At 69.5% G+C, this 22,732-nt stretch carries 20 protein-coding genes and 1 tRNA gene; 5 read left to right on the top strand and 16 right to left on the bottom strand.

Annotated elements, in window-relative coordinates; translation table 11 throughout:
• Positions 1 to 35 precede the first annotated feature (35 nt).
• On the top strand, positions 36 to 782 hold the full coding sequence (gene phnF, locus J5V96_RS14225) for a phosphonate metabolism transcriptional regulator PhnF (protein ID WP_208504492.1): 747 nt from the start codon (positions 36 to 38) through the stop codon (positions 780 to 782).
• 25 nt (positions 783 to 807) lie between these two features.
• On the opposite strand, the gene J5V96_RS14220 is transcribed toward phnF, so the two are convergent.
• A tRNA-Met gene (locus J5V96_RS14220) sits at positions 808 to 880 on the bottom strand.
• Positions 881 to 948: 68 nt separating this feature from the next.
• Positions 949 to 1,416, bottom strand: coding sequence for an Lrp/AsnC family transcriptional regulator (locus tag J5V96_RS14215; RefSeq protein ID WP_208504488.1), 468 nt, complete (start codon positions 1,414 to 1,416; stop codon positions 949 to 951).
• Between the two features lie 102 nt (positions 1,417 to 1,518).
• Here J5V96_RS14215 and J5V96_RS14210 point away from each other — a divergent pair, with 102 nt between their 5' ends.
• The 3 genes from J5V96_RS14210 to J5V96_RS14200 all read left to right on the top strand — a co-directional run bounded on the left by J5V96_RS14210 (position 1,519) and on the right by J5V96_RS14200 (position 4,633).
• Positions 1,519 to 1,989 (top strand): DUF2000 domain-containing protein, encoded by a 471-nt coding sequence (locus tag J5V96_RS14210; protein ID WP_208504485.1) that lies wholly within the window; start codon positions 1,519 to 1,521, stop codon positions 1,987 to 1,989.
• Positions 1,990 to 2,158: 169 nt separating this feature from the next.
• The gene (locus J5V96_RS14205; RefSeq protein WP_208504481.1) at positions 2,159 to 3,796 is read left to right on the top strand and encodes an ABC-F family ATP-binding cassette domain-containing protein; all 1,638 of its coding nucleotides are present in this window, start codon (positions 2,159 to 2,161) and stop codon (positions 3,794 to 3,796) included.
• A 48-nt stretch (positions 3,797 to 3,844) separates the two neighbouring features.
• Positions 3,845 to 4,633 (top strand): SDR family NAD(P)-dependent oxidoreductase, encoded by a 789-nt coding sequence (locus J5V96_RS14200; protein WP_208504479.1) that lies wholly within the window; start codon positions 3,845 to 3,847, stop codon positions 4,631 to 4,633.
• Between the two features lie 57 nt (positions 4,634 to 4,690).
• Here J5V96_RS14200 and mmsB read toward each other — a convergent pair whose 3' ends face one another.
• The 12 genes from mmsB to J5V96_RS14140 all read right to left on the bottom strand — a co-directional run bounded on the left by mmsB (position 4,691) and on the right by J5V96_RS14140 (position 19,409).
• The gene (mmsB, locus tag J5V96_RS14195; protein ID WP_208504477.1) at positions 4,691 to 5,914 is read right to left on the bottom strand and encodes a multiple monosaccharide ABC transporter permease; all 1,224 of its coding nucleotides are present in this window, start codon (positions 5,912 to 5,914) and stop codon (positions 4,691 to 4,693) included.
• Complete coding sequence (mmsA, locus tag J5V96_RS14190; RefSeq protein WP_208504475.1) at positions 5,911 to 7,461, bottom strand: multiple monosaccharide ABC transporter ATP-binding protein; 1,551 nt, start codon at positions 7,459 to 7,461, stop codon at positions 5,911 to 5,913. The genes mmsB and mmsA overlap by 4 nt, the downstream gene beginning before the upstream one ends.
• Before the next feature lie 93 nt (positions 7,462 to 7,554).
• Complete coding sequence (gene chvE / locus J5V96_RS14185) at positions 7,555 to 8,709, bottom strand: multiple monosaccharide ABC transporter substrate-binding protein (RefSeq protein WP_208504473.1); 1,155 nt, start codon at positions 8,707 to 8,709, stop codon at positions 7,555 to 7,557.
• A gap of 145 nt (positions 8,710 to 8,854) precedes the next feature.
• Entirely contained in the window at positions 8,855 to 10,366 is a 1,512-nt protein-coding gene (arfA, locus tag J5V96_RS14180) for an arabinosylfuranosidase ArfA (protein WP_208504471.1), read from the bottom strand.
• A gap of 118 nt (positions 10,367 to 10,484) precedes the next feature.
• Positions 10,485 to 11,831, bottom strand: a complete 1,347-nt coding sequence (locus J5V96_RS14175; protein WP_208504469.1) for an ABC transporter substrate-binding protein — start codon at positions 11,829 to 11,831, stop codon at positions 10,485 to 10,487.
• A gap of 76 nt (positions 11,832 to 11,907) precedes the next feature.
• On the bottom strand, positions 11,908 to 12,789 hold the full coding sequence (locus J5V96_RS14170; protein WP_236014823.1) for a carbohydrate ABC transporter permease: 882 nt from the start codon (positions 12,787 to 12,789) through the stop codon (positions 11,908 to 11,910).
• Positions 12,786 to 13,685: a carbohydrate ABC transporter permease gene (locus J5V96_RS14165; protein WP_208504467.1), complete on the bottom strand. Its 900-nt coding sequence runs from the start codon at positions 13,683 to 13,685 to the stop codon at positions 12,786 to 12,788. Before J5V96_RS14165 ends, J5V96_RS14170 begins: the two co-directional genes overlap by 4 nt.
• Positions 13,686 to 13,804: 119 nt before the next feature.
• Positions 13,805 to 15,667 (bottom strand): glycoside hydrolase family 127 protein, encoded by a 1,863-nt coding sequence (locus J5V96_RS14160; protein ID WP_208504465.1) that lies wholly within the window; start codon positions 15,665 to 15,667, stop codon positions 13,805 to 13,807.
• Between the two features lie 44 nt (positions 15,668 to 15,711).
• Entirely contained in the window at positions 15,712 to 16,716 is a 1,005-nt protein-coding gene (locus tag J5V96_RS14155; RefSeq protein WP_208504464.1) for a LacI family DNA-binding transcriptional regulator, read from the bottom strand.
• An 83-nt stretch (positions 16,717 to 16,799) separates the two neighbouring features.
• Positions 16,800 to 17,984, bottom strand: coding sequence for an acetyl-CoA C-acetyltransferase (locus tag J5V96_RS14150; protein ID WP_208504462.1), 1,185 nt, complete (start codon positions 17,982 to 17,984; stop codon positions 16,800 to 16,802).
• Positions 17,981 to 18,631, bottom strand: a complete 651-nt coding sequence (locus J5V96_RS14145; protein ID WP_208504459.1) for a CoA transferase subunit B — start codon at positions 18,629 to 18,631, stop codon at positions 17,981 to 17,983. Before J5V96_RS14145 ends, J5V96_RS14150 begins: the two co-directional genes overlap by 4 nt.
• 1 nt (position 18,632) lies before the next feature.
• A complete protein-coding gene (locus J5V96_RS14140) occupies positions 18,633 to 19,409 on the bottom strand; it encodes a CoA transferase subunit A (protein ID WP_208504457.1) in 777 nt (258 codons plus the stop codon).
• A gap of 118 nt (positions 19,410 to 19,527) precedes the next feature.
• Between J5V96_RS14140 and J5V96_RS14135 the strand changes: the two genes are divergently transcribed.
• On the top strand, positions 19,528 to 20,340 hold the full coding sequence (locus tag J5V96_RS14135) for an IclR family transcriptional regulator (protein ID WP_208504455.1): 813 nt from the start codon (positions 19,528 to 19,530) through the stop codon (positions 20,338 to 20,340).
• A 78-nt stretch (positions 20,341 to 20,418) separates the two neighbouring features.
• Here J5V96_RS14135 and araA read toward each other — a convergent pair whose 3' ends face one another.
• Together araA and J5V96_RS14125 are read right to left on the bottom strand one after the other, a co-directional pair.
• Positions 20,419 to 21,930, bottom strand: coding sequence for an L-arabinose isomerase (araA, locus tag J5V96_RS14130; RefSeq protein WP_208504453.1), 1,512 nt, complete (start codon positions 21,928 to 21,930; stop codon positions 20,419 to 20,421).
• 28 nt (positions 21,931 to 21,958) lie between these two features.
• The gene (locus tag J5V96_RS14125) at positions 21,959 to 22,651 is read right to left on the bottom strand and encodes an L-ribulose-5-phosphate 4-epimerase (RefSeq protein ID WP_208504452.1); all 693 of its coding nucleotides are present in this window, start codon (positions 22,649 to 22,651) and stop codon (positions 21,959 to 21,961) included.
• Positions 22,652 to 22,732: the final 81 nt, after the last annotated feature.

The raw sequence follows: 22,732 nt of genomic DNA, 5'->3' as shown, positions 1-22,732 counted from the left end.
ACGACCGCGTGAACATCGAGTGAACGAGGAGCAGGATGAGCGAGCAGACGCCCCGCCAGGGCAGCGGATACTCGGCCTGGCGCCTGATCGCCGAGGAGCTGCGCGCCGACATCACCGAGGGCCACCTGGCCGTCGGCGACAAGCTCCCGACCGAGTCGGCGCTCGCCGAGCGCTTCGCCGTCAACCGCCACACGGCCCGCCAGGCGCTCGCGGCGCTCGCGTCCGACGGCCTGGTCGAATCGCGGCGCGGATCGGGCACCTTCGTCACGGGCGGCGCCATCCACCTGCACCGGATCGGCATGCGCACACGCATGTCGAGCTCGATCGGCACCCGCGGCACACCGCACGGGCGCGTGCTCGAGAGCGCGACCGAGGCTCCCCCGACGCGGATCGGCCGCCGGCTCGGCATCGAACGGGGGCTGGGCGTGCGCGTGGAGACGCTGCGCACGGTCGACGGCCAGCCGCTCGCTCTCGGCACGCACTGGTTCGACGCCGAGCGCCTGCCCGACATCGCGGCGAGTCTGCGCCGCACCGCCTCGATCACCGCCGCGCTGCGCGCAAGCGGCATCGATGACTATGTGCGCGTGGAGACCGTGGCGTCCGCGCGCCACGCCACCGCCGCGGAAGCCTCGCTGCTGAAACTCGACCCCGGCGCCATCGTGCTGGTCACCGAGTCGGTCGACGCCCTTCTCGACGGCACACCCCTGCAGCACAGCGTCGCTCGCTTCGCCGCGCAGCGCGTCAAGCTCGACATCGAGCACACGCCGCCGCTCGGTCGCTGAACGAGCGAGGAGCGCCGAGATCCCGACGCGACGGCAGGAGTCGAACCTGCAGCAGCACCGGGTATGAACCGGACCCCGGGACCACCCGGACCGCCGCGATGCCCCCACGCTACGGCGGGGCTCCGACATCCGGAACGGGTGTGACGGGGCGTGACGTCACGCGCCGTCACGTGGCCGGCGAGATGCCGACCGGATTTCGCAGGTGCTCGTAGACGACCGTGGTACGCACGTCGGCGATCTCCTCGCGTTCGGTGAGTCGGTCGATCACAAACGCATAGAGCGCTTCGTTGTCGGCCACGGCGACGTGGATGATGAAGTCGACGTCGCCGCTCACGACGAAGACGCCGAGCGTCTCGGGCAGCAGCGACACCCAGTCGCGGAAGGCCTCGATGACGTCACGCGAAGGCGGGCGCACGCGCACCGAGATCAGAGCCTGCACCGCCCGACCGACCTGCGCGAGGTCGACATCGAGGCTCGCCCCGAGGATGACCCCGCGCCGGCGCAGCGCCCGGGTGCGATCCAGCGCCGTCGTCGGCGACACCCCGACGCGGGCGGCCACCTCGCGATTGCTCATCCGCGCATTCGTCTGGAGAGCGGTCAGGATCGCCGTATCTAATGCGTCGAGATCAGCCATCGACGCCTCCGTTTCGTACTTCGTAAACCGGTGAATCTGGAGACCCGGATTCCTGCCTAGATTTTTCCCTGACTCCCGATGATCCGCACGCAAGGAACGCACATGGAATCCACGCCCTTCGGCTTCTCCCCCGACGAGATCGACACCGCCGCGCCGACCCGCGCCGCTCGGCTCAAGTGGGTGATCGTCGTGGACGGGTCGCTGCCCACGGGGCGCATCGCCAACGCGACGGCGTGCGTGGGCGCGGCGACGGGCGCCGCGGTCGCCGGGCTGCTCGGCCCCGACGCACTCGACGCCGACGGATCCCGGCACTCCGACCTCCCCTGGATCGGCTGCACCGTGCTGGTGGCGGATGCCGCTCAGCTCGCGGCCATCCGGGCGCGCGCGGCCGCATCCGACGGGGTCTTCGTCTCCGACATGCCCGCGGCCGCGCAGCTTACGCGCGTGTACGACGAGTACCTCGAGGAGGTGACGGCGCATGCGTCCGATGGCCTCGCCTACGCGGCTGTCGGCCTCGTCGGCCCGCGCAACCGGATCGACCGGATCGTCGGTCGCCTGCCGCTGCTGCGCTGACGGCGCAGCGGGGAGGCGGTGCGGAGGCAGGGCCGACACGCCCGGGATTCGCGCACCGGCGTCGGGCGCTGTTACCGTGGAGGCATGGAGATCGAGGTCGACAGGAACTAGCCGGCACCCGGAGTCATCGGGTGCGCGCTCTTCTCACTCGCCCCGAAAGGTCTCCCTCATGCTGCATACCCTGTCCCCCGTCTCCCTGGTCGATGTCTCGTTCGAGTGGCCCGACGGATCCGTCGCCCTCGATTCGCTGACCGGCACCTTCCCCGCCGGGCGCACCGGTCTTGTCGGACGCAACGGCGTCGGCAAGTCCACGCTCCTCAAGCTCATCGCCGGCGTGCACACCCCCACCTCCGGTCGCATCGAGACCGCCGGGGAGGTCGGCTACCTGCCCCAGACGCTCACGCTCGACCGCGACACGACGGTCGCCGATCTGCTCGGCATCGCTCCGATCCTCACGGCACTCCGCGCGATCGAGTCGGGCGATGTCGACGTGGCGCACTTCGACGCGGTCGGCGACGACTGGGACATCGAGTCACGCGCCGACCTCGCGCTCTCCGAGATCGGCTTCGGCGCGCAGGATCTGGATCGGCGCGTCGGCGAGCTGTCCGGCGGCGAGGCGATGCTCATCGCCATCACCGGGCTGCGCCTGCGCCGCACCCCGATCACGCTGCTCGACGAGCCCACGAACAACCTCGACCGACCCACGCGGCAGCGCCTCGCGCGGCTGATCGACGACTGGCCGGGCACGCTCATCATCGTCAGCCACGACCTCGAGCTGCTCGACCGCATGGAGCACACCGCCGAGCTGCGATCGATCGGCCTCGGCCAGGACGCGCGCGACCGCGGCGCGAGGCTCGAGCTGTTCGGCGGTGCGTACTCGGAGTTCCGCGCGTTCGTCGATCAGGAGCAGGCCGCGGCGTCCCAGGCGGCGCGCACCGCGCAGCAGCAGCTGCGCACGGAGAAGCGCCAGCGGCAGGAGGCCGAAGCCAAGATCGCCGCGCGCGCCCGCGCCGGCAAGAAGGCCTCCGAGAACCAGGCCAAGATCCTCGCGAACGCCAAGGCCAGCAAGGCGCAGGCATCCGCCGGATCCCTCCGCAGCTCGCTCGCCGAGAAGGTCGACGAGGCGCAGGCCGCCCTCGATGCCGCGGATGCGCGCGTGCGCCGCGAGGAGCACATCCACCTGACCCTCCCGGATCCCGACGTCGCGCGCGGCCGTCGGATCGCCGAGCTGTCCGACGGCGACAGGATCGTCACGATCCAGGGACCGGAGCGGGTCGCGCTGGTCGGCCCGAACGGCGCCGGCAAGACGACGCTGCTCGAGCAGCTGGCCTCCGGGGCCGAGCCCACCCCGGGCCACGTCGGCGGGCGCCTGGCCACGTCCCGCGTCGGCTACCTGCGACAGCGTCTCGACGACCTCGACGACACCCGATCGGCGGTCGACAACGTGCGCGACGCCGCTCCGGGCACCGCTCCCGGAGAGCTGCGCAACCAGCTCGCGCGCCTGCTGCTGCGCGGCAGCGCTCTGGACCGCCCGGTCAGCACGCTGTCGGGCGGCGAACGGTTCCGCGTGGCGCTGGCGAAGCTGCTGTTCGCCGATCCGCCCGCCCAGCTGCTGATCCTGGACGAGCCGACGAACAACCTCGACATCACGAGCGTCGAGCAGCTGGCCGAGGCCCTCCAGTCGTACCGCGGGGCGCTGCTGATCGTCAGCCACGACCACGCGTTCCTGCGCCGGCTCGGCATCGACGTCGTCATCGGCATCGAGCCCGGCGGTCGCCTGGCCGAGCGCGCAGAGCTGGGTGACTGAGCGCTGCGCATCCGGAATGCCGGCAGCGGCCCGTCGGTTCCCCTCACCATGCAGATCGATCTGAACGGCAGGACAGCGCTGGTGACGGGCTCGACGCAGGGCATCGGGCGGGCGATCGCCGCGACGCTCGCGGACGCCGGAGCACGCGTCGCGATCAACGGACGCACGGCGGGGAAGGTGCAGGAGACGATCGAGCAGCTCGCCGCCCCCGGCCGTGTGTTCATCGCGGCTCCCGGCGACGTCACGCTCCCGGAGGGCGCCGAAGAGGTGCTCGCCGCCTCTGGCGAGGTGGACATCCTGATCAACAACCTCGGCATCTTCGGCTCCGAGGCGCCCCTCGAGATCGATGACGACGAGTGGCGTCGCTACTTCGACGTCAACGTGCTCGCCGCCGTGCGCCTCATCCGCGCGACACTTCCCGGCATGAAGGCGCGCGGATGGGGTCGGATCCAGAACATCGCCAGCGACTCGGCCATCGTGATCCCCGCGGAGATGATCCACTACGGCATGTCGAAGACCGCGCTGCTCGCGGTCTCGCGCGGATTCGCGAAGGACGCCGCCGGCACGGGCGTGACGGTCAACTCCGTGATCGCGGGCCCCACGCACACGGGCGGCGTCGAGACCTTCGTCTACGAGCTCGTGGACGAGAGCCTGCCGTGGGAGGAGGCCCAGCGCGAGTTCATGCGCACCCACCGCCCGCAGTCGCTGCTGCAGCGGCTCATCGAGCCGCAGGAGATCGCGAACATGGTGGCATACCTCGCCTCTCCCCTGGCCTCGGCCACCACGGGCGCGGCCGTGCGCGTCGACGGCGGCTACGTCGACGCGATCCTGCCCTGACGACGACGAACCCCGCCAGGTGCGTGACCTGGCGGGGTTCGTCGTTCGCGAGTGAACTCAGCGCGCGGCGCCGGCGCGACGCTTGTTGTAGATGTCGAAGGCGACCGCGACGAGCAGCACGAGGCCCTTGACGATCGGCTGCAGCGACTGGGGAACGCCCATCAGCGACATGCCGTTCGACATCACGGCCATCACGAGACCGCCCACGAGGGCACCCGTCACGCGGCCGATGCCGCCGGTGGTCGAGGCGCCGCCGATGAAGCAGGCCGCGATCACGTCGAGCTCGAAGCTGTTGCCCATGTTCGGCTGCGCGCCGTTCGAACGACCCGAGAACACCGCAGCGGCGACACCGGTCAGCAGGCCCATGTGCACGAACAGCCAGAAGTTGACCTTGCGCACGTTGACGCCCGACAGCTGCGCCGCGGCGAGGTTGCCACCCACGGCGTAGACGTGGCGGCCGAAGACGGTGCGGTTCGTGACGAGCTGGTACACGAGGACGAGAACGCCGAGCACGATCAGCACGTACGGGAAGCCGCGGTTGTACGCGAGGGCCCAGGCGAACGCCATGACGACCACCGCGACGGCGACGAGCTTCACGATGAACAGCACGTTCGACTCGACCTTCTGGTTGTAGCCGATGCGCGCCTGGCGGCTGCGGATCTGCGACCAGATGAAGGCGCCGACCGCCAGCACGCCGATGAGGAGCGTGAACACGTCGATCGTGACCGGCACGGCCTTGAGGCCGGTGCCCTGACCCACGACGATCTCGCCGAACAGGCCGCGCGAGAAGTCGGTGGCGATGGTCTTGTACTCGGCCGGGAACGGCGAGAGCGAGACGTTCTGCAGCACCACGAGCGTGAGGCCGCGGAAGAGGAGCATGCCCGCGAGGGTCACGATGAAGGCCGGGATGCCGACGTACGCCACCCAGAAACCGTGCCAGGCGCCCACAAGCACACCCACGACGACGGCGGCGATGAGGCCGACCCACCAGGGCATGCCCTCGCGGATGACCAGCACGGCCGACACCGCCGAGGCGAAGGCGAGCACCGAGCCCACCGACAGGTCGATGTGACCGGCGACGATGATCATGATCATGCCGAGCGCCATGATCAGGATGTGCGCGTTCTGGAGAACGAGGTTGGTGATGTTCTCCGGGTTCAGCAGCAGGCCGCCGGTGAGGATCGTGAACAGCAGCACGATCGCGACGAACGCGATGTAGATGCCGGACGTGCGGAGGTTGCGCGTGAACAGGTCTTTGGTCTCAGCCAGGACATTGCTCATGCCGCGGCCTCCTTCTGGTTCTTCTCGATGGTCATGAGGCTCATCAGGTTCTCCTGAGTGGCCTCTTCGACGGGCAGCTGGCCGGTGATCCGGCCGTAGGCGAGCGTGTAGATGCGGTCGCTCATGCCCAGCAGTTCGGGCAGCTCGCTGGAGACGACGATGATCGCCTTCCCCTGAGCGGCGAGCTGGTTGATGATCTCGTAGATCTCGTACTTGGCTCCGACGTCGATTCCTCGCGTCGGCTCATCCAGGATCAGCACCTCGGGATCCGAGAACAGCCACTTCGACAGGACGACCTTCTGCTGGTTTCCGCCGGAGAGGTTGCCCACGGTCTGCATGACCGTCGGCGTCTTGATGTTCATCGCCCGCCGGTACTCCTCGGAGACCTTGATCTCCTCGTTGCCGTTGACGAACGACGCCCAGTTGCTCAGCTTGTCGAGCGCGGCCGCGGTGACGTTCGTGCGGATGTCCGTGATGAGGTTCAGGCCGTAGTGCTTGCGGTCCTCGGAGACGTACGCGATGCCGTTGGCGATCGCGTCCTTCACCGTGCGGGTGCGGATCTCCTTGCCGTGCAGCAGCACGCGGCCGGAGACATCACGGCCGTAGGACTGGCCGAAGACGCTCATCATGAACTCGGTGCGACCCGCGCCCATCAGCCCCGCGATGCCGACGATCTCGCCGGCGCGCACCGAGATGGTGGCGTCGTCGACGACGACGCGATCGGCCTGGGTCGGGTGATAGACGGTCCAGTTCTCGACGCGGAAGATCTCCTCGCCGATCTGGGGGGTGCGATCCGGGAAGCGGTGGTCGAGCGAACGGCCGACCATTCCGCGGATGATGCGGTCCTGCGAGGCGTCGGCACCGTGCATGTCGATGGTCTCGATGGACTCGCCGTCGCGGATGATCGTCGTCGAGTCGGCGATCGCCTCGATCTCGCCCAGCTTGTGGCTGATGATGATGCACGTGATGCCCTGGTCGCGCAGCTCGCGCAGCAGACCGAGCAGGTGCTCCGAGTCGGTGTCGTTGAGCGCCGCGGTGGGCTCGTCGAGGATCAGGAGCTTGACGTCCTTGGTCATCGCCTTGGCGATCTCGATGAGCTGCTGCTTGCCGACACCGAGCTCGCCGACCGGCGTGGTCGGGTTCTCGTTCAGGCCCACGCGCGCCATGTAGTCGGCGGCCTCGTGGTTGGCCTGGTTCCAGTCGATGAGACCGCCGCTGACGCGCTCGTTGCCGAGGAAGATGTTCTCCGCGATCGAGAGGTAAGGCACCAGGGCGAGCTCCTGATGGATGATCACGATGCCCTGCTGCTCGGAGTCGCGGATGGAGGAGAACGACATCGACTGGCCGTCGAACAGGATGTCTCCGCCGTAGGTGCCGTGCGGGTAGACACCCGACAGCACCTTCATGAGCGTCGACTTGCCGGCGCCGTTCTCGCCGCAGATGGCGTGGATCTCGCCGCGCGCGACGCTCAGGTCGACGCCCTTGAGCACCTTCACGCCGGGGAAGTCCTTGGTGATGGCCCGCATCTCGAGGATCGCGTCAGTCATCTTCCGTCCCTTCGGGTGGGTTCGGGAGGCGGGGCCCGCCGGGCGCGACGATGTCGTCGCCCGGCGGGCTCCGCCAGAGAAAAGCGGGTCGGATTACTCCGCGACGCCCGCGGCGACCTCGTCCTCGGTCCAGTAGCCCGAGTCGACGAGCAGCGAGGTGATGTTGTCCTTGACGACGATGTCCGACTCGAGGAGGAACGACGGCACGACCTTCTTGCCGTTGTCGTAGGTCTCGGTGTCGTTGGCCTCCGGCTCGCCACCCTCGGCGTAGGCCGAGGCGGCCTCGACGGCCTGGGTCGCGAGCTTGCGGGTGTCCTTGAAGATCGTCGCGAACTGCACACCGTCGTTGATCAGCTTGACCGAGGCGATCTCGGCGTCCTGACCCGAGACGACCGGCAGGCCGGCCTCGATGTTCTCGCCGTAGCCGGCGTTCTGCAGGGCCGTGATGATGCCGCGCGAGATGCCGTCGTAGGGGGCGAGCACACCGTCGAGCTGACCCGAGCCGCCGCCGTAGGTCGACGTGAGGAGGTCCTCCATGCGCTTCTGGGCGGTGGCGCCGTCCCAGCGCAGGGTGGCGACCTGGTCCATCGAGGTCTGACCCGAGCCGACCGTCAGGCGGCCGTCGTCGAGGTAGGGCTTGAGGGTGTCCATGGCGCCCTGGAAGAAGAAGCCCGTGTTGTTGTCGTCGGGCGAACCGGCGAACAGCTCGATGACCTTCTTGTCGGCCAGGCCCGTCTCCTTGCCATCGGCGTCGAGGTAGCCGAGGCCCTGGAGGAGCGAGGTGGCCTGCTGGACACCGACGGTGTAGTTGTCGAACGTGACGTAGAAGTCGACGTTCTCGGTGCCGTTGATCAGGCGGTCGTACGCGATGACCGGGATGCCCTTGTCGGCCGCGGTCTGCAGCTGGCTGGCGAGAGCGGTGCCGTCGATCGAGGCGACGATCAGGATGTCGGCACCCTTCGTGATCATCTGCTCGATCTGCTGCTGCTGCGTGGGGATGTCGTCGTTGGCGTACTGCAGGTCGACGCCGTAGCCGGCCTCCTCGAGCTGGTCCTTGACGGCCTTGCCGTCGTTGATCCAGCGCTCCGAGGTCTCGGTCGGCATCGCGACGCCGACGGTGAGGTCCTCAGCGGCGGGCTCCCCGCCGTTGCCGCCGGGGGCGGCGGTCTGGCCGGCGCAGCCGGCGAGGCCGACTGCCAGTGCGATGGCCGCGGTGGTGGTGATGAACCGCAGGGCAGTTCGCTTCATTGCTGTGCCTCTCTCTTCCTCGAGAACCGGGTCGGGAACCCGGATATCTGTGAATATGTTAGCGCTCACATACGGCGTGCGCACGTTCACATCGAGAGAGACTCTAACCCCTCCCGACCCGGTTCTCGGTCACAGATCGGCTACATCACCCCCGAGCGAGACGCAGAATCGACCACGAGACGGGAGGAAGCACGGCTGCGATGCGCTCCCCCGACACGCTCGCCGACTCGTTGGCGCGGGGCGCGAACGACTCGGAGTCGTCGGCCGTGGCGGCCCAGGTGTGGTCCGGATTGGACAGCGTCAGGGCCTCGAGGAGGCGCAGATCGCCGAGTCCGCGAACCGCCACCGAGAGCTCGAGGTCGTCGGTCGTCGAGCGGTTCACGGCGAACACGGTCACCTCGCCTGTCTCGGGATCGTGCGTTGCCACGGCGTCCAGCGCCGACACGGCGCCGTACTTGGCGGTGTCGTGCGAGGGCGACTCGATCGCGAGACGAAGAACCTCTCCGACGGCGTGTCGCGCGGTCAACGCGAACGGGTGGAAGATCGTCTGGCGCCAGCTGCGTCCGCCCGGCTCGGTCATGATCGGGGCGATCACGTTGACGAGCTGAGCGAGCGAGGCGGCGTGCACGCGGTCGGTGTGACGCAGCAGCGAGATGAGGAGGTTGCCGACCACAACGGCGTCGGCGACGTTGTACTTGTCCTCCAGCAGCACGGGCGCGACCGGCCAGTCGTCGCCTTCGGGCACCTTCGACTCGGCGCGCTTCTGGTACCAGACGTTCCACTCGTCGAAGGAGATCGCGATCCGCTTCTCGTGCTTGCCTGCCGCGCGCACGGCGTCGGCGGTCGCGACGACCGACTCGATGAAGTGATCCATGTTCACGGCCGAGGCGAGGAACGATGCGAGGTCGCCGTCCTCCTCGTAGTAGTACACGTGGGCGGAGACGAAGTCGACGTGCTCGTAGGTCTCGGTGAGCACCGTCTGCTCCCAGCTGCCGAAGGTCGGCATCGTCGAAGACGACGAGCCGCAGGCGACGAGCTCGAGGTCCGGATCGACCATGCGCATCGCGCGCGCGGTCTCCGCGGCGAGCCGGCCGTACTCCTCGGCCGTCTTATGGCCGATCTGCCAGGGGCCGTCCATCTCGTTGCCCAGGCACCACATCCGGATGTCGTAGGGCTCCTCGGCGCCGTTGGCACGACGCAGGTTCGCGAAATGCGTGTCGGAGGTCCCGTTGCAGTACTCGAGCAGATCGAGCGCATCCTGCACACCGCGGGTGCCGAGGTTGACGGCCATCATGGGCTCGACGCCGGTCTTGCGGCACCAGCGCATGAACTCATCCACGCCCACGAGGTTCGGCTCAGTCGAGTGCCACGCGAGGTCGAGCCGGCGCGGGCGCTCGTCCACGGGACCGACGCCGTCTTCCCAGCGGTAGCCCGAGACGAAGTTGCCGCCCGGGTAGCGCACGGTCGAGACGCCGAGCTCGCGCGTGAGGTCGATCACGTCGCCGCGGAACCCGTCGGCGTCGGCCGTGGGGTGACCGGGGTCGTGGATGCCCGTGTAGACGCAGCGTCCCAGGTGCTCGACGAACGAGCCGAAGGTGCGCGAGCGCACGGGTCCGACCGTGAAGGCGGGATCGACCGTGACGGAGGCGGTCAGCATGGAGGGGTTTCCTTTCGGAGGCGTGCGGAAAGAAGCCGGGGTCGCCGCGGAGGGCCACGGCGGCCCCGGCTCGGTGGAAGGGATCAGCCGGTGTGTGCGGCCGAACCGGGGTGCAGGATCAGCCGAGCTCGTTCTCGAGGTCGGACTGCGCCTGCTTCAGGGCGTCTTCGATCGGGGTGCCGTTCTCGAACACCTCGTTGAGCGTGACGGTCGTGAAGTTGTTGTTGATGGCGGGGTAGGCAGGAGTCGTCTGCGACTGGAGCAGACCGATGGAGTCCTTGACCGCGTTGAAGGCGTCGAACGGGTTGTTCACGAAGTACTTCACGAACTCGTTGTCGGGGTTGTGCGTGACGGCCTCGTCGGCCCACACCTCCGTGTTCAGCGGGTCGAAGCCGAGCTTCTCCCAGACCATGACGTTGCCCTCGTAGGAGAGCTTCGCGAACGCCGCGTACTCGGCGGCCAGGTCGGAGTTCTCACCGGCCGACGGGACCGCGGTGCCCGTGCCGCCGCCGCCGACGGTCGCGAACTCCGCGCCGTCCATGACGGGAACAGGGGCCACCGCGATCTTGCCGGCGAGGTCGGGCATGTACGACGTGAAGCGCGACATGAACCAGCTCGGCATGATGAACGCGGCGAAGTCGCCGTTGTTAATGGCGCCGTATGCCTCTTCGGTGTCGGGCTGGCCGCCGGCGATGGTGCCCTCGGCGCCGGAGTCCTGCAGGTCCTTCAGCAGCGCGAGCGCCTCAGCGACCTCGGGGCTGTCGACCGTCGGGTTGCCGTCGGCGTCCGCGTAGTCGCCGCCGAGCTGACCGAGCAGCACGGCCTCCTGCCACATGGCGGAGGTGTCGGCGGTGCCGAACTCCTTGCCGGTGGCCTCCTTGTAGGCGACGCCGGCGGCCTTGAAGTCGTCCCAGGTCTTGATCGTCGTGTAGTCGATGTCGGCCGACTCGAGCAGCTCGGTGTTGTAGTACGCGACGGTCGTGCCGACGTGCATGTCGAGGCCGTAGAGCGCGCCGTCCTTCGAGTACAGGTCGAGACGGGCCTTGACGATGTCGTCGACATACGGCGCGGCCGCCTCGGTGAGGTCGACGAGGGCGGGCTCGCCCTGCGTGAAGCCCGGGAACTTCGATACCTCGATGTCGACGACATCCGGCACGCCCTGGCCCGAGTTCAGCGCGAGCTGCAGCTTGTTGTGCATGTCGTCGTACGGCATCACGCTGACGTCGATCTTGACCTGCTTGTCCGGGTTCTCCTCGTTCCAGACCTTGGCCATGTTCTCGTAGAACTCGCCGTGGAGCTCGACGAAGGTCCACAGCGACAGGGTGGTGGCGTCCTCCCCTGCCTCCTGGTCGACCGTGCTGGTGTACTCGGGCTCCGGGCTGCCGCCCGGCTGGGCGCATCCCGCGAGGGAGGCGATTCCGAGGGCGCCGATCGCGGCGCCTCCGATGATGCGGCGGATGTTCATGTGAGGTCTCCTTCGACTCTCTGTTGCATCTCTTGGGTGGGTGGGGTGGGGACGTACGGAGGGAGAACGGTTCTCCTCAGCCCTTCACGGCGCCGGCGGTCATGCCGGCGATGAAGAAGCGCTGGAAGGCGAAGAACAGGATCATGATCGGGAAGATCGAGAAGAATGCCCCGACGATGAGCAGCTCGTAGTTGTTGCCGTACGGCGTCAGCAGCGTGTTGAGGCCGATCGGCAGGGTGTACTTCTCGGGCGTGCGCAGCACGAGCAGCGGCCACAGGAAGTTGTTCCAGCTGGCCATGCCGTTGAGGATCGCCATGGCCGCCATCGCGGGCGTCATCACGGGCAGCACCAGCCGGAAGAAGATGCCGAACTCCGTGACCCCGTCGATCCGGCCGGCCTCGAGGATCTCGCGCGGCACCCCTAGGAGGTACTGGCGGAAGAAGAAGATCGTGGTGGCCTGCGCGAGGAAGGGCAGCAGCACGGCCGCATACGAATCGGACAGGTTCATGTTGTTCGTCTGCACGTACAGCGGCAGCATCAGCATCTCGAACGGGATGGTCATGAGCACGATGACGAGGATGAACAGCGTCGTCTTGAACCGGAACTCGTACATCGCGAAGCCATACGCGACGAACGACGAGACGAGCAGGGTGAACACGACCTGCGCGGCAGTCAGCATCAGCGAGTTGAAGAACCAGGTGAAGTACGAGCCCGAGTTCGTGAACAGCATCACCCAGTTGTCGAAGTTCGCCTGGGTGAAGTCGATGCCGAGGTTCAGGCCGTACCGGACGAGCATGTTGCCGTCGTGGAACGTGCCCACGAAGATCGCCCAGAACGGGATGAGCGCGATGATCGTGCCGACGATGAGCACGATCGACGTGACGGTGCGCGCGCCCAGGTGACGGCGCTTGGCGGGCGTCTCGACGCCCGGGGCGACCATGGTGCGGGTCTCGCTCATCGCGTCGCCTCCTTCTTGAAGGCGCCCGTGGCGCCCAGCTGCACGAGGTTGATCGCGAGGATGACGACGAGCAGCACCACGCCGACGGCGGAGGCGTAGCCGAGGTCGTTCTTCTCGATGCCCTGCCGGTACAGGTATCCGACGATCGTGAGGCCGATGTTCTGCGGGGAGTTGTTGCCGCCGAAGATCATGAAGCTCTCGAGGAACATGGCAAGACCGCCGTAGACGGAGATCACCAGGACGTAGACGATGGTGGGCTTCATCCCGGGAACCGTGATGTGCCAGAAGCGCTGCCACGCGTTGGCGCCGTCGATGGCGGCGGCCTCGTAGTACTCCTCCGGGATCGACTGCAGGCCGGCCAGGAAGTACATCATGTTGACGCCCGCCCAGCGCCAGGTCGCCAGCAGCAGCAGTGCGACCAGGGCGGTGCCGTCGTTGCGCAGCCACCGCTCGGGCTCGAGGCCGAACACCCCGAGGATCTGGTTCATGAGCGCCGTCTCGGTCTCGGAGAACATCAGGCGGAACACGATGCCCGCAACGACCACCGAGGTTAGCGCCGGCACGAACAGCGCCGATTTGAAGATGTTGGTGAGCCGCGGCGAGCTGATCCGCGAGTTCACCAGCACCGCGAGCGCCAGGGGCAGCGGGATCAGGATCAGCAGCGTCAGGGCCATGTACCGGAACGAGTTGCCCATGGCGAGCCAGAACAGCCGGTCGCCGACGATGCGCTCGTAGTTGGCCAGGCCGACGCTGGTGACCTGCCCGGGAAGGATATCCTGCGTGCTCATGATCACGGAGTTCACGAGCGGGTACGCCCAGAAGATGCCGAACGTGAGGATGAACGGCAGGACGAACAGGTAAGGGGCCGCTTTCGCGGAGTACAGCATGCGCTTCATCGCGCCTCCGTCTGGGGGGAATGACATCTGTGTCGGGTTCAGTTTTACATCGATGTAAAAGCGAGCGCAAGTAACAACTTCGTCTCGCTGGCGGAAGGGGCCGCTGGCCCCCTGTGAAGTCAGGTGGCGAGGGGCAGGAACACGCGCATCGTGGCGGGCCCGCGGTTGCCCCAGCGGCGGTAGGGCACAAGCGCCGAGGTGCGCTGCTCCCCCGCGGGCGGCTGCTCCGCGGCGTACGGCCATGCGGCCGCATCGTCCTCTCGCACGAGGAAGTCGGCGACGACACCCTCGCCCTCAGCGCGGACGGAGCCCGGCACGAGGACGGCACCGGCGACGTCCGTGCCGAGATCGACCGATTCGAGCGCCCAGACCTCCGGACCGCGCTCGATCGCAACGGATCCCCGCACCGCGTCGATGCGCGGATCCGGCAGGCTCACACGCGGCGCGACGGGCAGCTCGAGCACGACCTCGTCGCCCTCGTTCCACCGGCGCCGCACGCGGGCATAGCCGGGCGAGACCGGGGCGCCGTCGAGCGTCGCGCCATGGGCCCAGCCCGGCACGCGCAGCGCGATCTCGAAGTCGCCCGGCTCATCGATCCGCACCACGATGCGACCCCGCGCCGGATAGGCGGTGTCGACCGTCAGGGCGATGCCGGACGCGGTGCGGATCTCGCCGGCCGCGTACTGGTGCACCTGCACCCCGTGCGCGGTGGTCGTGGCGAGGTAGGCGCCGAGCGATGCGATCGTGCGGCCGATGTTGGTCGGGCAGCACGAGACGCTGAACCACGGCGCGCGCAGCGAGGTCGACGCGCGACCGACGGTCTCGCCGGGATCCGGCATCGCTCCCTCTACGCGCTGCTGCAGCGGGTTGGAGTAGAAGAACGCGGTGCCCTCATCGCTCACCGACGTGGCCAGCACGTTGTACAGGATGCGCTCGATGAGGTCGGCGTAGCGGGCCTCGCCCGTGGCGAGCAGCAGGCGCCACGCGAACATGAGGGAGGCGATGCCGGCACAGGTCTCCGAGTACGCGCGATCGCTCGGCAGCTCCCAGTCCTCGCCGAAGGCCTCGTCCGAGTGGCGCGCGCCCTGGCCACCCGTGATGTACGTGCGCCGCGCGATCGTGCGGCTCCACTGGCGCTCGAGGGCGGCGAGCAGGTCAGCATCGCCCGTGTCGATCGCGACGTCCACGGCCGAGGCCGCGAGATAGTTCGCGCGCACGGCGTGACCGCGCAGCGCCTCGGCCTCCCGCACGGCGACGTCGTCCTGGTAGTACGCGCGGCCGTGCTCGATGTCGCGCAGCGTGTGCTTCCCGTGGCGTTCGACGAACAGCGCCGCCTGCTCGGTGTAGCGGCGGTCACCCGTGACCCGGCCGAGCTCGGCAAGGCCCAGCTCGATCTCGGCGTGGCCGCAGATCGCCTCGCGTGCGCCGGGGCCGAACTCCCGCACGACGAGATCGGCCACCCGGATCGCCACCTCGAGCAGGCCGTCGTCGGATCCCGGCCGCGTGCGCGCTCGGGCCACCGCGGCCTGGAGCAGATGGCCGGCGCAGTAGAGCTCGTGGCCCCACTCGAGATCGCTCCAGCGGGGCCGCTGACCCTCGCGGCCGAACATCGTGTTCAGATAGCCGTCGGCCTCCTGCGCCGCCGCAACACGTGCGACCGCGGCCCGGAAGGTCTGCTCGAGCTCATCCGATCCGCCTCGGCCGATCTCCCACGCGAGCGCCTCGAGCCACTTGTACACCTCGGAGTCGGCGAACTCGCGGCCGCGACGCCCCTCGGGCAGCGCGCCGGCGGCGGCGAGGTCGAAGTTGGGCAGCCAGCCCTCGCTCTCCAGGCGCGCCCGGATGTGCTCGAGGGTCGCGGCCGCATTCACGACCTGCTTCTGGGCCCACAGGCCGCCCGTGATGCGCGACTCATCGAGGCCGAGAGGAGTGAGGACGCCGGCGCTCGGCAGGACGGGAGCGGGAATCGCGGCGCGGGTCATGCTCCCGTTTTACATCGATGAAATACGGAGGGCAAGAGGCAGATTCACCGCGTCGACTCCCGCCCGATCAGATCGAAGTCGGCCACGATCGTCGCCGGATCCGTGTCGTCGCCGTCGATGCGGCGCAGCAGCCGGTCGACGGCGACGCGCGCGATCTGCTCGCGGCCGGGAGCGATCGATGACAGGGGCGGCTCGGAGTAGCGCACCTCGTCGAGGTCGTCGAAGCCGATGACGCGCACGTCCTCCGGCACGCGGAAGCCGCGCTCGTGCAGCACGTGCAGGGCGCCGAGAGCGAGCGCGTCGTTCATCGCGAAGACGCCGTCGACCTCTCCCCCGGTGGCATCGAGCACACGGGTCATCGCGTTCGCCCCCGTCGCGCGCACCCAGCGGCCCGCCTCGCCCACCAGTCGCGGATCGGGGGCGATGCCCGCGTCGGCGAGGGCGTCGAGGTAGCCCGAGTAGCGCAGGGCGGCCGATCCCATCCGCTCGCCCTCGTGTGCGCCCAGCACGGCGATCCGGCGAGCTCCGCGCGCGATGAGGTGGGCGGTGGCTGCCCGCGATGCCTCGCGATTGGCCATGGTGACGTGGTCGACGCCGGCATCGAACACGCGCTCGCCCAGCAGCACCAGCGGGTAGTCCACGGCGAGCGCGGCCTTGTCGTCGGGATCCATGCCCACCGCCGAGAACAGCAGCCCGTCGGTCTGCTGGCGCTGGAGGCTGGAGAGCACCTCGAGCTCGTGCTCTCCACCCGCGCCGGTCTGCTCGATGAGCAGCACGAGACCGCGTTCCTCGGCGGCTCGCAGACACGAGTCGGCGAGCTCGGCGAAGTACGGCACTCGCAGCTCGGGGATGGCGAGACCGATCATGCCGGTCCGGCCGCGGCGCAGGTTGCGTCCCGCGAAGTTCATCCGATAGCCCAGCTCGTCGATCGCCGCCTCGACGCGTTCGCGCGTGGACGGGCGGACGTGCGCGAATCCGTTCACGACGTTCGAGACGGTCTTGACCGACACGCCGGCGCGAGTCGCGACGTCGCGCATTGTGGCCGACATGCCCCTCGCCTCCCGCCGCGCGCCTGTACGCGGCATCCAGCCGCATTCTATTCAGACAGCGGCATACAACGAGCCAGGCTCTGTCAGCGCGTGAGGATCAGCGCGTCGCCCTGTCCGCCGCCACCGCAGAGCGACACGACCGCGGTGCCCGTGCCGCGCCGCGCCAGCTCGTGCGCCATGTGCACAACGAGCCGGTTGCCCGACGCGCCCACCGGGTGCCCGAGCGCGATGCCGCCGCCGTGGATGTTGACCACGTCGTTCGACAGGCCCAGCTCGTCACGCGACTGGGCCACCACCGCGCCGAACGCCTCGTTGATCTCGACGAGGTCGATGTCACGCGGCGCGATCCCGGCGCGCTCGCACGCGCGGCGGATCGCCTGCGCGGGCTGGGACTGCAGGGAGTTGTCGGGCCCGGCCGTCTGGCCCCATGCCCCCACGGTGGCCAGCACGGTCCAGCCGCGTGCCGCCGCGTGAGCTCGCGTGGTCAGCACCGTGGCCGAGGCGCCGTCGGAGATCTGCGAGGCGTTGCCGGCCGTGATCGTGCCGTCGGCGGTGAACGCCGGGCGCAGGCCTGCGAGAGTCTCGATCGTGGTTCCGGGACGGACGCCCTCATCGCGCGTGACGACGAGGGGGTCGCCCTTGCGCTGGGGCACCTCGACCGGCACGATCTCGGCGTCGAAGACACCCGCCTCCTGCGCCGCGGCGGCCCGCTGGTGCGACAGGGCCGCGACCTCGTCCTGAGCCTGGCGGCTGATGCCGAACCGGGCGTTGTGCTGCTCGGTCGACTCGCCCATGCTCACCCCGTCACGGGCGTCGGTGAGCGCGTCGTAGGCCATGTGGTCGAGTACCTCGATCGAGCCGTAGGCGTAGCCCGTCCGCGAGGCCGGCAGCAGGTGCGGGGCCTGGGTCATCGACTCCATGCCGCCGGCGACGACCGTCACCGCGTCGCCGAGCCGGATCATCCGGGCCGCCTCGATCACGGCCGTGAGGCCCGAGAGGCAGACCTTGTTGACGCCCTGCGCGGGCACGTCCCACCCGATCCCGGCGCCGATCGCGGCCTGCCGGGCGGGGTTCTGCCCCGATCCGGCCGGGAGCACCTGGCCCATCGTCACGGCATCGATGTCGGCGGGGTCCACACCGCCGCGCTCGAGCGCCCCGCGGATCGCGAAAGCACCGAGCTGCGGCGCCGAGAACGACGCGAGCTGTCCGCGCAGCCGTCCCTGGGGTGTGCGGGCGGCCGCGACGATGACGACATCGGAATCGTTCATGAGTTGTCCTCCTCGAGGCGAATGGTGAGCGGGGGCTGGGTGGCGGCGACCACCTCGTCGACGGTGACCCCCGGGGCGGTCTCGACGAGCACCAGCCCGTCGGGGGTGACGTCGATGACGGCGAGATCGGTGATGATCCGGTCCACGACACCGCGGCCGGTGAGCGGAAGGGCGCACGCGTCGAGGATCTTCGGGGAGCCGTCCTTGGCGACATGGTCCATGAGCACGATGACGCGGGCGGCACCGTGCACGAGATCCATCGCGCCACCCGGGCCCTTGACCATCTTGCCGGGGATCATCCAGTTGGCGAGATCGCCGGACGCCGAGACCTGCATGGCGCCGAGGATCGCCGCGTCGATCTTGCCGCCGCGGATCATGCCGAAGCTCAGCGCCGAATCGAAGAACGCCGCGCCCGGCAGCACCGTCACGGTCTCCTTGCCCGCGTTGATGAGATCCGGATCGACGAGCTCCTCGGCGGGATACGGCCCCACCCCCAGGATCCCGTTCTCCGACTGCAGCACCAGGGTCATGCCCTCGGGCACGTGGTTCGGCACGAGGGTGGGCAGACCGATGCCCAGGTTGACGTACTGGCCGTCGCGCAGCTCGCGTGCTGCTCGCGCCGCCATCTCGTCGCGTGTGAGTGCCATGTCAGTTCCCTCCGCCTGCGCGCACCGTGCGCTTCTCGATGCGCTTCTCGATGCCGGAGCCGACCTCGACGATCCGGTGCACGTACACGCCGGGGAGATGCACCGCATCCGGGTCGAGCTCACCCGGCTCGACCAGCCGCTCGACCTGGGCGATGCAGATGCGCCCCGCCATCGCGGCGATCGGGTTGAAGTTGCGCGCGGCCTTGTTGAAGACGAGGTTGCCGTGCCGGTCGGCGGCCAGCGCGTGCACCAGCGAGAAGTCGGTCGCGATCGCCTCCTCGAGCACGAACTCCCGCTCCTCCCCGCGCACCGCGAAGGTGCGGACGTCCTTCTTCGGGCTCGCGACCGCCACGGAGCCGTCGGCCGCGTAGCGCCGCGGGAGTCCCCCCTCGGCGACCTGCGTGCCGACGCCGGTCTGCGTGAAGAAGGCCGCGATGCCGGATCCGCCGGCGCGCAGCTTCTCGGCGAGCGTGCCCTGCGGCGTCAGCTCGAGCTCGAGCTCGCCCGAGAGGAACTGGCGCTCGAACTCCTTGTTCTCACCGACGTACGACGCGACGATGCGGCGGATGCGGTGGGCCTGCAGCAGCACCCCGAGGCCCCAGTCGTCGACGCCGCAGTTGTTCGAGACGATCTCGAGGTCGGTTGTGCCCTGCGCCAGCAGGGCGTCGATCAGGGCGGTCGGGTTGCCGGACAGCCCGAACCCCCCGACCGCGATGCTCGCGCCGTCGGGGATGTCGGCCACCGCCTCGGCGGCGCTTCCGATGGTCTTGTCGATCACTGATGACTCCCTCGTCGTGATCCGGCCGGTGCCCGGCCGATGATCCCACCCTGACGCCGGCTGCCCGGCACGACAACCGACTGCTTGCCATGTGGCCGGATCCGTCACTAGCGTCCACATGGTGGACACATCGGACGAGACAGGACGAGCCGCGCGCGCGGCCGCGATCCCGGGCACGCAGGCCGTCGCTCGCGCCACCGATCTGCTGCGGCTCGTGACGGCCGCGGGCGTCGAGGGTCGCACCTCGCAGCAGCTCGCGCGCGACGCGGGGCTGTCGCGCGCGACGGCCCATCGCCTGCTCGGGGCGCTGCGCGCGGCGGGCATGGTGGACCGCGACGAGGCGACGGGCCGCTGGCTTCCCGGCCCCGAGCTCTACGTGATGGGCACGGTCGCCGCGGCGCGCTACGACGTGACCGCGGTCGCCCGCGACATCGTGCGGTCGCTCGCCGCCCGCACCGAGGAGAGCGCCTTCCTCTCCGTGCGCCGCGGTGACGAGACCGTGTGCCTGCTCCGCGAGGAGGGCGCGTTCCCGATCCGCTCCTTCGTGCTGAGCGAGGGCGTGCGCTTCCCGCTCGGGGTCGCCTCGGCCGGCATCGCGATCCTCGCCTACCTGCCAGACGCCGAGGCGGAGGCGTACCTGGCCCGGCATCCCGAGCTCGGGGCGCAGTGGGGCCGCGCTCACGATGTGGAACAGCTGCGCGCCCGCCGGGCGCAGACCCGCGACCAGGGATACGCCCTGAACCCGGGGCTGATCGTGGAGGGCAGCTGGGGCATGGGCGCGGCCGTGTTCGACCGCGCGGGGCGCGCCGAGTACGCGCTCAGCCTCACCGGCGTGGAATTCCGCTTCTCCCCCGAGCGGGTGCCGGCCCTCGGGCGGATCCTGCTCGCACACGCGCACGAGCTCTCGAACCGGCTCGGCGCGGCCCGCTGACGCGACGGCGCGACCCGCGCCATCCGGAGACGCGAAAGCGGGCCCCGGATGATCCGGGGCCCGCTTCGGCGCGCGGGGTCAGAGACCCTGCGCCAGGCGGTGGTAGGCGGCGTTCCAGCGCACCTGGTCGGCGAAGCCGCGCCGGGTGGTGGCCTCGTCGATCACCAGCAGCTCGCAGCGCGCGATGTCGGCGAACACCTCGAACGCCTCGACGCCGGCAGCGGTGGAGAGCACCGTGTGGTGCGCGCCGCCCGCGGTCAGCCAGGCCTCGGCCGACACGTCGAAGGACGGACGCGGCTGCCAGACCGCACGCGCCACGGGCAGGTGCGGCAGCGGGGCGGGCGGGGTGACGACGTCGACGACGTTCGCGGTGAGGCGGAATCGGTCGCGCATGTCGGCGAGCGACACCACGACGGCCCCCTCGGTGGCGTCGGCGTCGAACACCATGCGCACCGGGTCCTCCTTGCCGCCGATGCCGAGCGGGTGGATCTCCACGCGCGGCTTCGAGGTCGTCAGCGACGGGCAGATCTCGAGCATGTGAGCGCCGAGGATCAGCTCGCTGCCGGGCGTGAGGTCGTAGGTGTAGTCCTCCATCAGCGAGGCTCCACCGGGCAGGCCCTCGCCCATGACCTTCGCCGCGCGCACGAGCACGGCCGTCTTCCAGTCGCCCTCCGCGCCGAAGCCGTAGCCCTTGCCCATCAGGCGCTGCACGGCGATGCCGGGGAGCTGGCGCAGATCGCCCAGGTCCTCGAAGTTGGTCGTGAAGGCCTTGGCGCCCACCGACTCGAGGAACGTCTCGAGCGCGATCTCCTGGCTCGCGGCGTACCGCAGCGATTCGTGACGCTCGCCGCCCTTGCGGAGCTCGGGAACGACGTCGTAGAGCTCCTCGTACTCGGCGACGAGCGCGTCGATCGCGCTCTCCTCGACCGCGGCGACCGCGGCGACGAGCTCGTTCACGCCCCACGTGTTGACCGAGACGCCGAAGCGCAGCTCGGCCTCGGTCTTGTCGCCCTCGGTGACGGCGACGTTGCGCATGTTGTCGCCGAAGCGCGCGAGCTTCAGCTCGTGCGTGGCGGCCCAGCCGGCGGCTCCGCGGATCCACGTACCCACGCGACGCTGGACGGCCGGGTTCGAGACGTGGCCGACCACGGTCGTGCGCGCGATGCCGAGGCGGGCGGCGATGTACGCGTACTCGCGGTCGCCGTGCGCCGCCTGGTTGAGGTTCATGAAGTCGAAGTCGATGCTGTCCCAGGGCAGCTCGACGTTGGCCTGCGTGTGCAGGTGCAGCAGCGGCTTGCGAAGGGCATCGAGGCCGGCGATCCACATCTTCGCGGGGCTGAAGGTGTGCATCCAGGTGATGACGCCGAGCACGCGGTCATCTGCGTTGGCGTCGAGCATGGCCCGGCGGATGGAGGCCGAGTCCTTCAGGACGGGCTTCCACACGATCTCGGCGGGAACGTCGTCGGAGGCGCCCAGCGCACGGGCCACCTCCTGCGACTGCTCGGCGACCTGGCGGAGGGTCTCCTCGCCATAGAGGTCCTGGGATCCGGTGAAGAACCAGATCTCGCGGTCGGCATAGGGCTTGGTCATGTGTGTGCTCCTTGTGGGACGGACGGCGTCAATGCTGGCCGTAGACGTTCTGGTAGCGGTTGTAGAGGCTGTCGATCGCGTCCTGCGGGATCGGCAGCGGGTCGCCGAGCTGGCGGGAGATGTGCACGGTGCGCGCGACCTCCTCGAGCAGCACGGCCGCCTTCACGGCCGACTTCGCGTCCTTGCCGATGGTGAAGGGACCGTGGTTCTGCATCAGCACCGCGGGGCTGCGGTGTCCCTCGAGGGTCGCGACGATGCCGCGGCCGATCGAGTCGTCGCCGATGATCGCGAAGGGGCCGACGGGGATCGGGCCGCCGAACTCGTCGCCCATCATCGTCAGCACGCAGGGGATCTCCTCACCGCGCGCGGCCCACGCCGTGGCGTAGGTCGAGTGGGTGTGGACGACCCCGCCGACGTGAGGCATGTGCGCGTACACGTACGCGTGCGCGGCGGTGTCGGACGACGGGCTGCGCTCCCCCTCGATGAGGGTGCCGTCGAGGTCGCACACCACGATCTCCTCGGGCGTCAGGTCGTCGTACGCGACGCCCGACGGCTTGATGACGAGCAGGTCGGGGTGGCCGTCGACGCCGCGGACGCGCTCGGACACGTTGCCGGCGGTCCAGACGACGAGCTCCCAGCGGGGCAGCTCGGCGTGGAGGGCGGACACGCGCGCCTTGGCGGCGTCGACCGCCTCGCGCATGGCGGAGGGGACGGTGGTCATGCGGTTCTCCTCTGTGGGTTCACGGGTGAGTTCGAGTCTCCTGCCCCGTCCGTCGGCGGATGCCGGCGGTCGGGAGGAGGG

Origin of the sequence: Microbacterium stercoris, assembly GCF_017592545.1 — a bacterium.
Taxonomy (GTDB): Bacteria; Actinomycetota; Actinomycetes; order Actinomycetales; family Microbacteriaceae; genus Microbacterium; species Microbacterium stercoris.
The sequence above is the reverse complement of the archived record's forward strand: the minus strand, read 5'-3'. Positions and strand labels throughout refer to the sequence as shown.

Bases quoted from the DNA above. Each gene is read 5' to 3' on its own strand.
- phnF (WP_208504492.1), top strand. From the start codon at position 36: ATGAGCGAGCAGACGCCCCGCCAGGGCAGCGGATACTCGGCCTGGCGC.
- J5V96_RS14215 (WP_208504488.1), bottom strand. From the start codon at position 1,416: ATGGCTGATCTCGACGCATTAGATACGGCGATCCTGACCGCTCTCCAG.
- J5V96_RS14210 (WP_208504485.1), top strand. From the start codon at position 1,519: ATGGAATCCACGCCCTTCGGCTTCTCCCCCGACGAGATCGACACCGCC.
- J5V96_RS14205 (WP_208504481.1), top strand. From the start codon at position 2,159: ATGCTGCATACCCTGTCCCCCGTCTCCCTGGTCGATGTCTCGTTCGAG.
- J5V96_RS14200 (WP_208504479.1), top strand. From the start codon at position 3,845: ATGCAGATCGATCTGAACGGCAGGACAGCGCTGGTGACGGGCTCGACG.
- mmsB (WP_208504477.1), bottom strand. From the start codon at position 5,914: ATGAGCAATGTCCTGGCTGAGACCAAAGACCTGTTCACGCGCAACCTC.
- mmsA (WP_208504475.1), bottom strand. From the start codon at position 7,461: ATGACTGACGCGATCCTCGAGATGCGGGCCATCACCAAGGACTTCCCC.
- chvE (WP_208504473.1), bottom strand. From the start codon at position 8,709: ATGAAGCGAACTGCCCTGCGGTTCATCACCACCACCGCGGCCATCGCA.
- arfA (WP_208504471.1), bottom strand. From the start codon at position 10,366: ATGCTGACCGCCTCCGTCACGGTCGATCCCGCCTTCACGGTCGGACCC.
- J5V96_RS14175 (WP_208504469.1), bottom strand. From the start codon at position 11,831: ATGAACATCCGCCGCATCATCGGAGGCGCCGCGATCGGCGCCCTCGGA.
- J5V96_RS14170 (WP_236014823.1), bottom strand. From the start codon at position 12,789: ATGAGCGAGACCCGCACCATGGTCGCCCCGGGCGTCGAGACGCCCGCC.
- J5V96_RS14165 (WP_208504467.1), bottom strand. From the start codon at position 13,685: ATGAAGCGCATGCTGTACTCCGCGAAAGCGGCCCCTTACCTGTTCGTC.
- J5V96_RS14160 (WP_208504465.1), bottom strand. From the start codon at position 15,667: ATGACCCGCGCCGCGATTCCCGCTCCCGTCCTGCCGAGCGCCGGCGTC.
- J5V96_RS14155 (WP_208504464.1), bottom strand. From the start codon at position 16,716: ATGTCGGCCACAATGCGCGACGTCGCGACTCGCGCCGGCGTGTCGGTC.
- J5V96_RS14150 (WP_208504462.1), bottom strand. From the start codon at position 17,984: ATGAACGATTCCGATGTCGTCATCGTCGCGGCCGCCCGCACACCCCAG.
- J5V96_RS14145 (WP_208504459.1), bottom strand. From the start codon at position 18,631: ATGGCACTCACACGCGACGAGATGGCGGCGCGAGCAGCACGCGAGCTG.
- J5V96_RS14135 (WP_208504455.1), top strand. From the start codon at position 19,528: ATGGTGGACACATCGGACGAGACAGGACGAGCCGCGCGCGCGGCCGCG.
- araA (WP_208504453.1), bottom strand. From the start codon at position 21,930: ATGACCAAGCCCTATGCCGACCGCGAGATCTGGTTCTTCACCGGATCC.
- J5V96_RS14125 (WP_208504452.1), bottom strand. From the start codon at position 22,651: ATGACCACCGTCCCCTCCGCCATGCGCGAGGCGGTCGACGCCGCCAAG.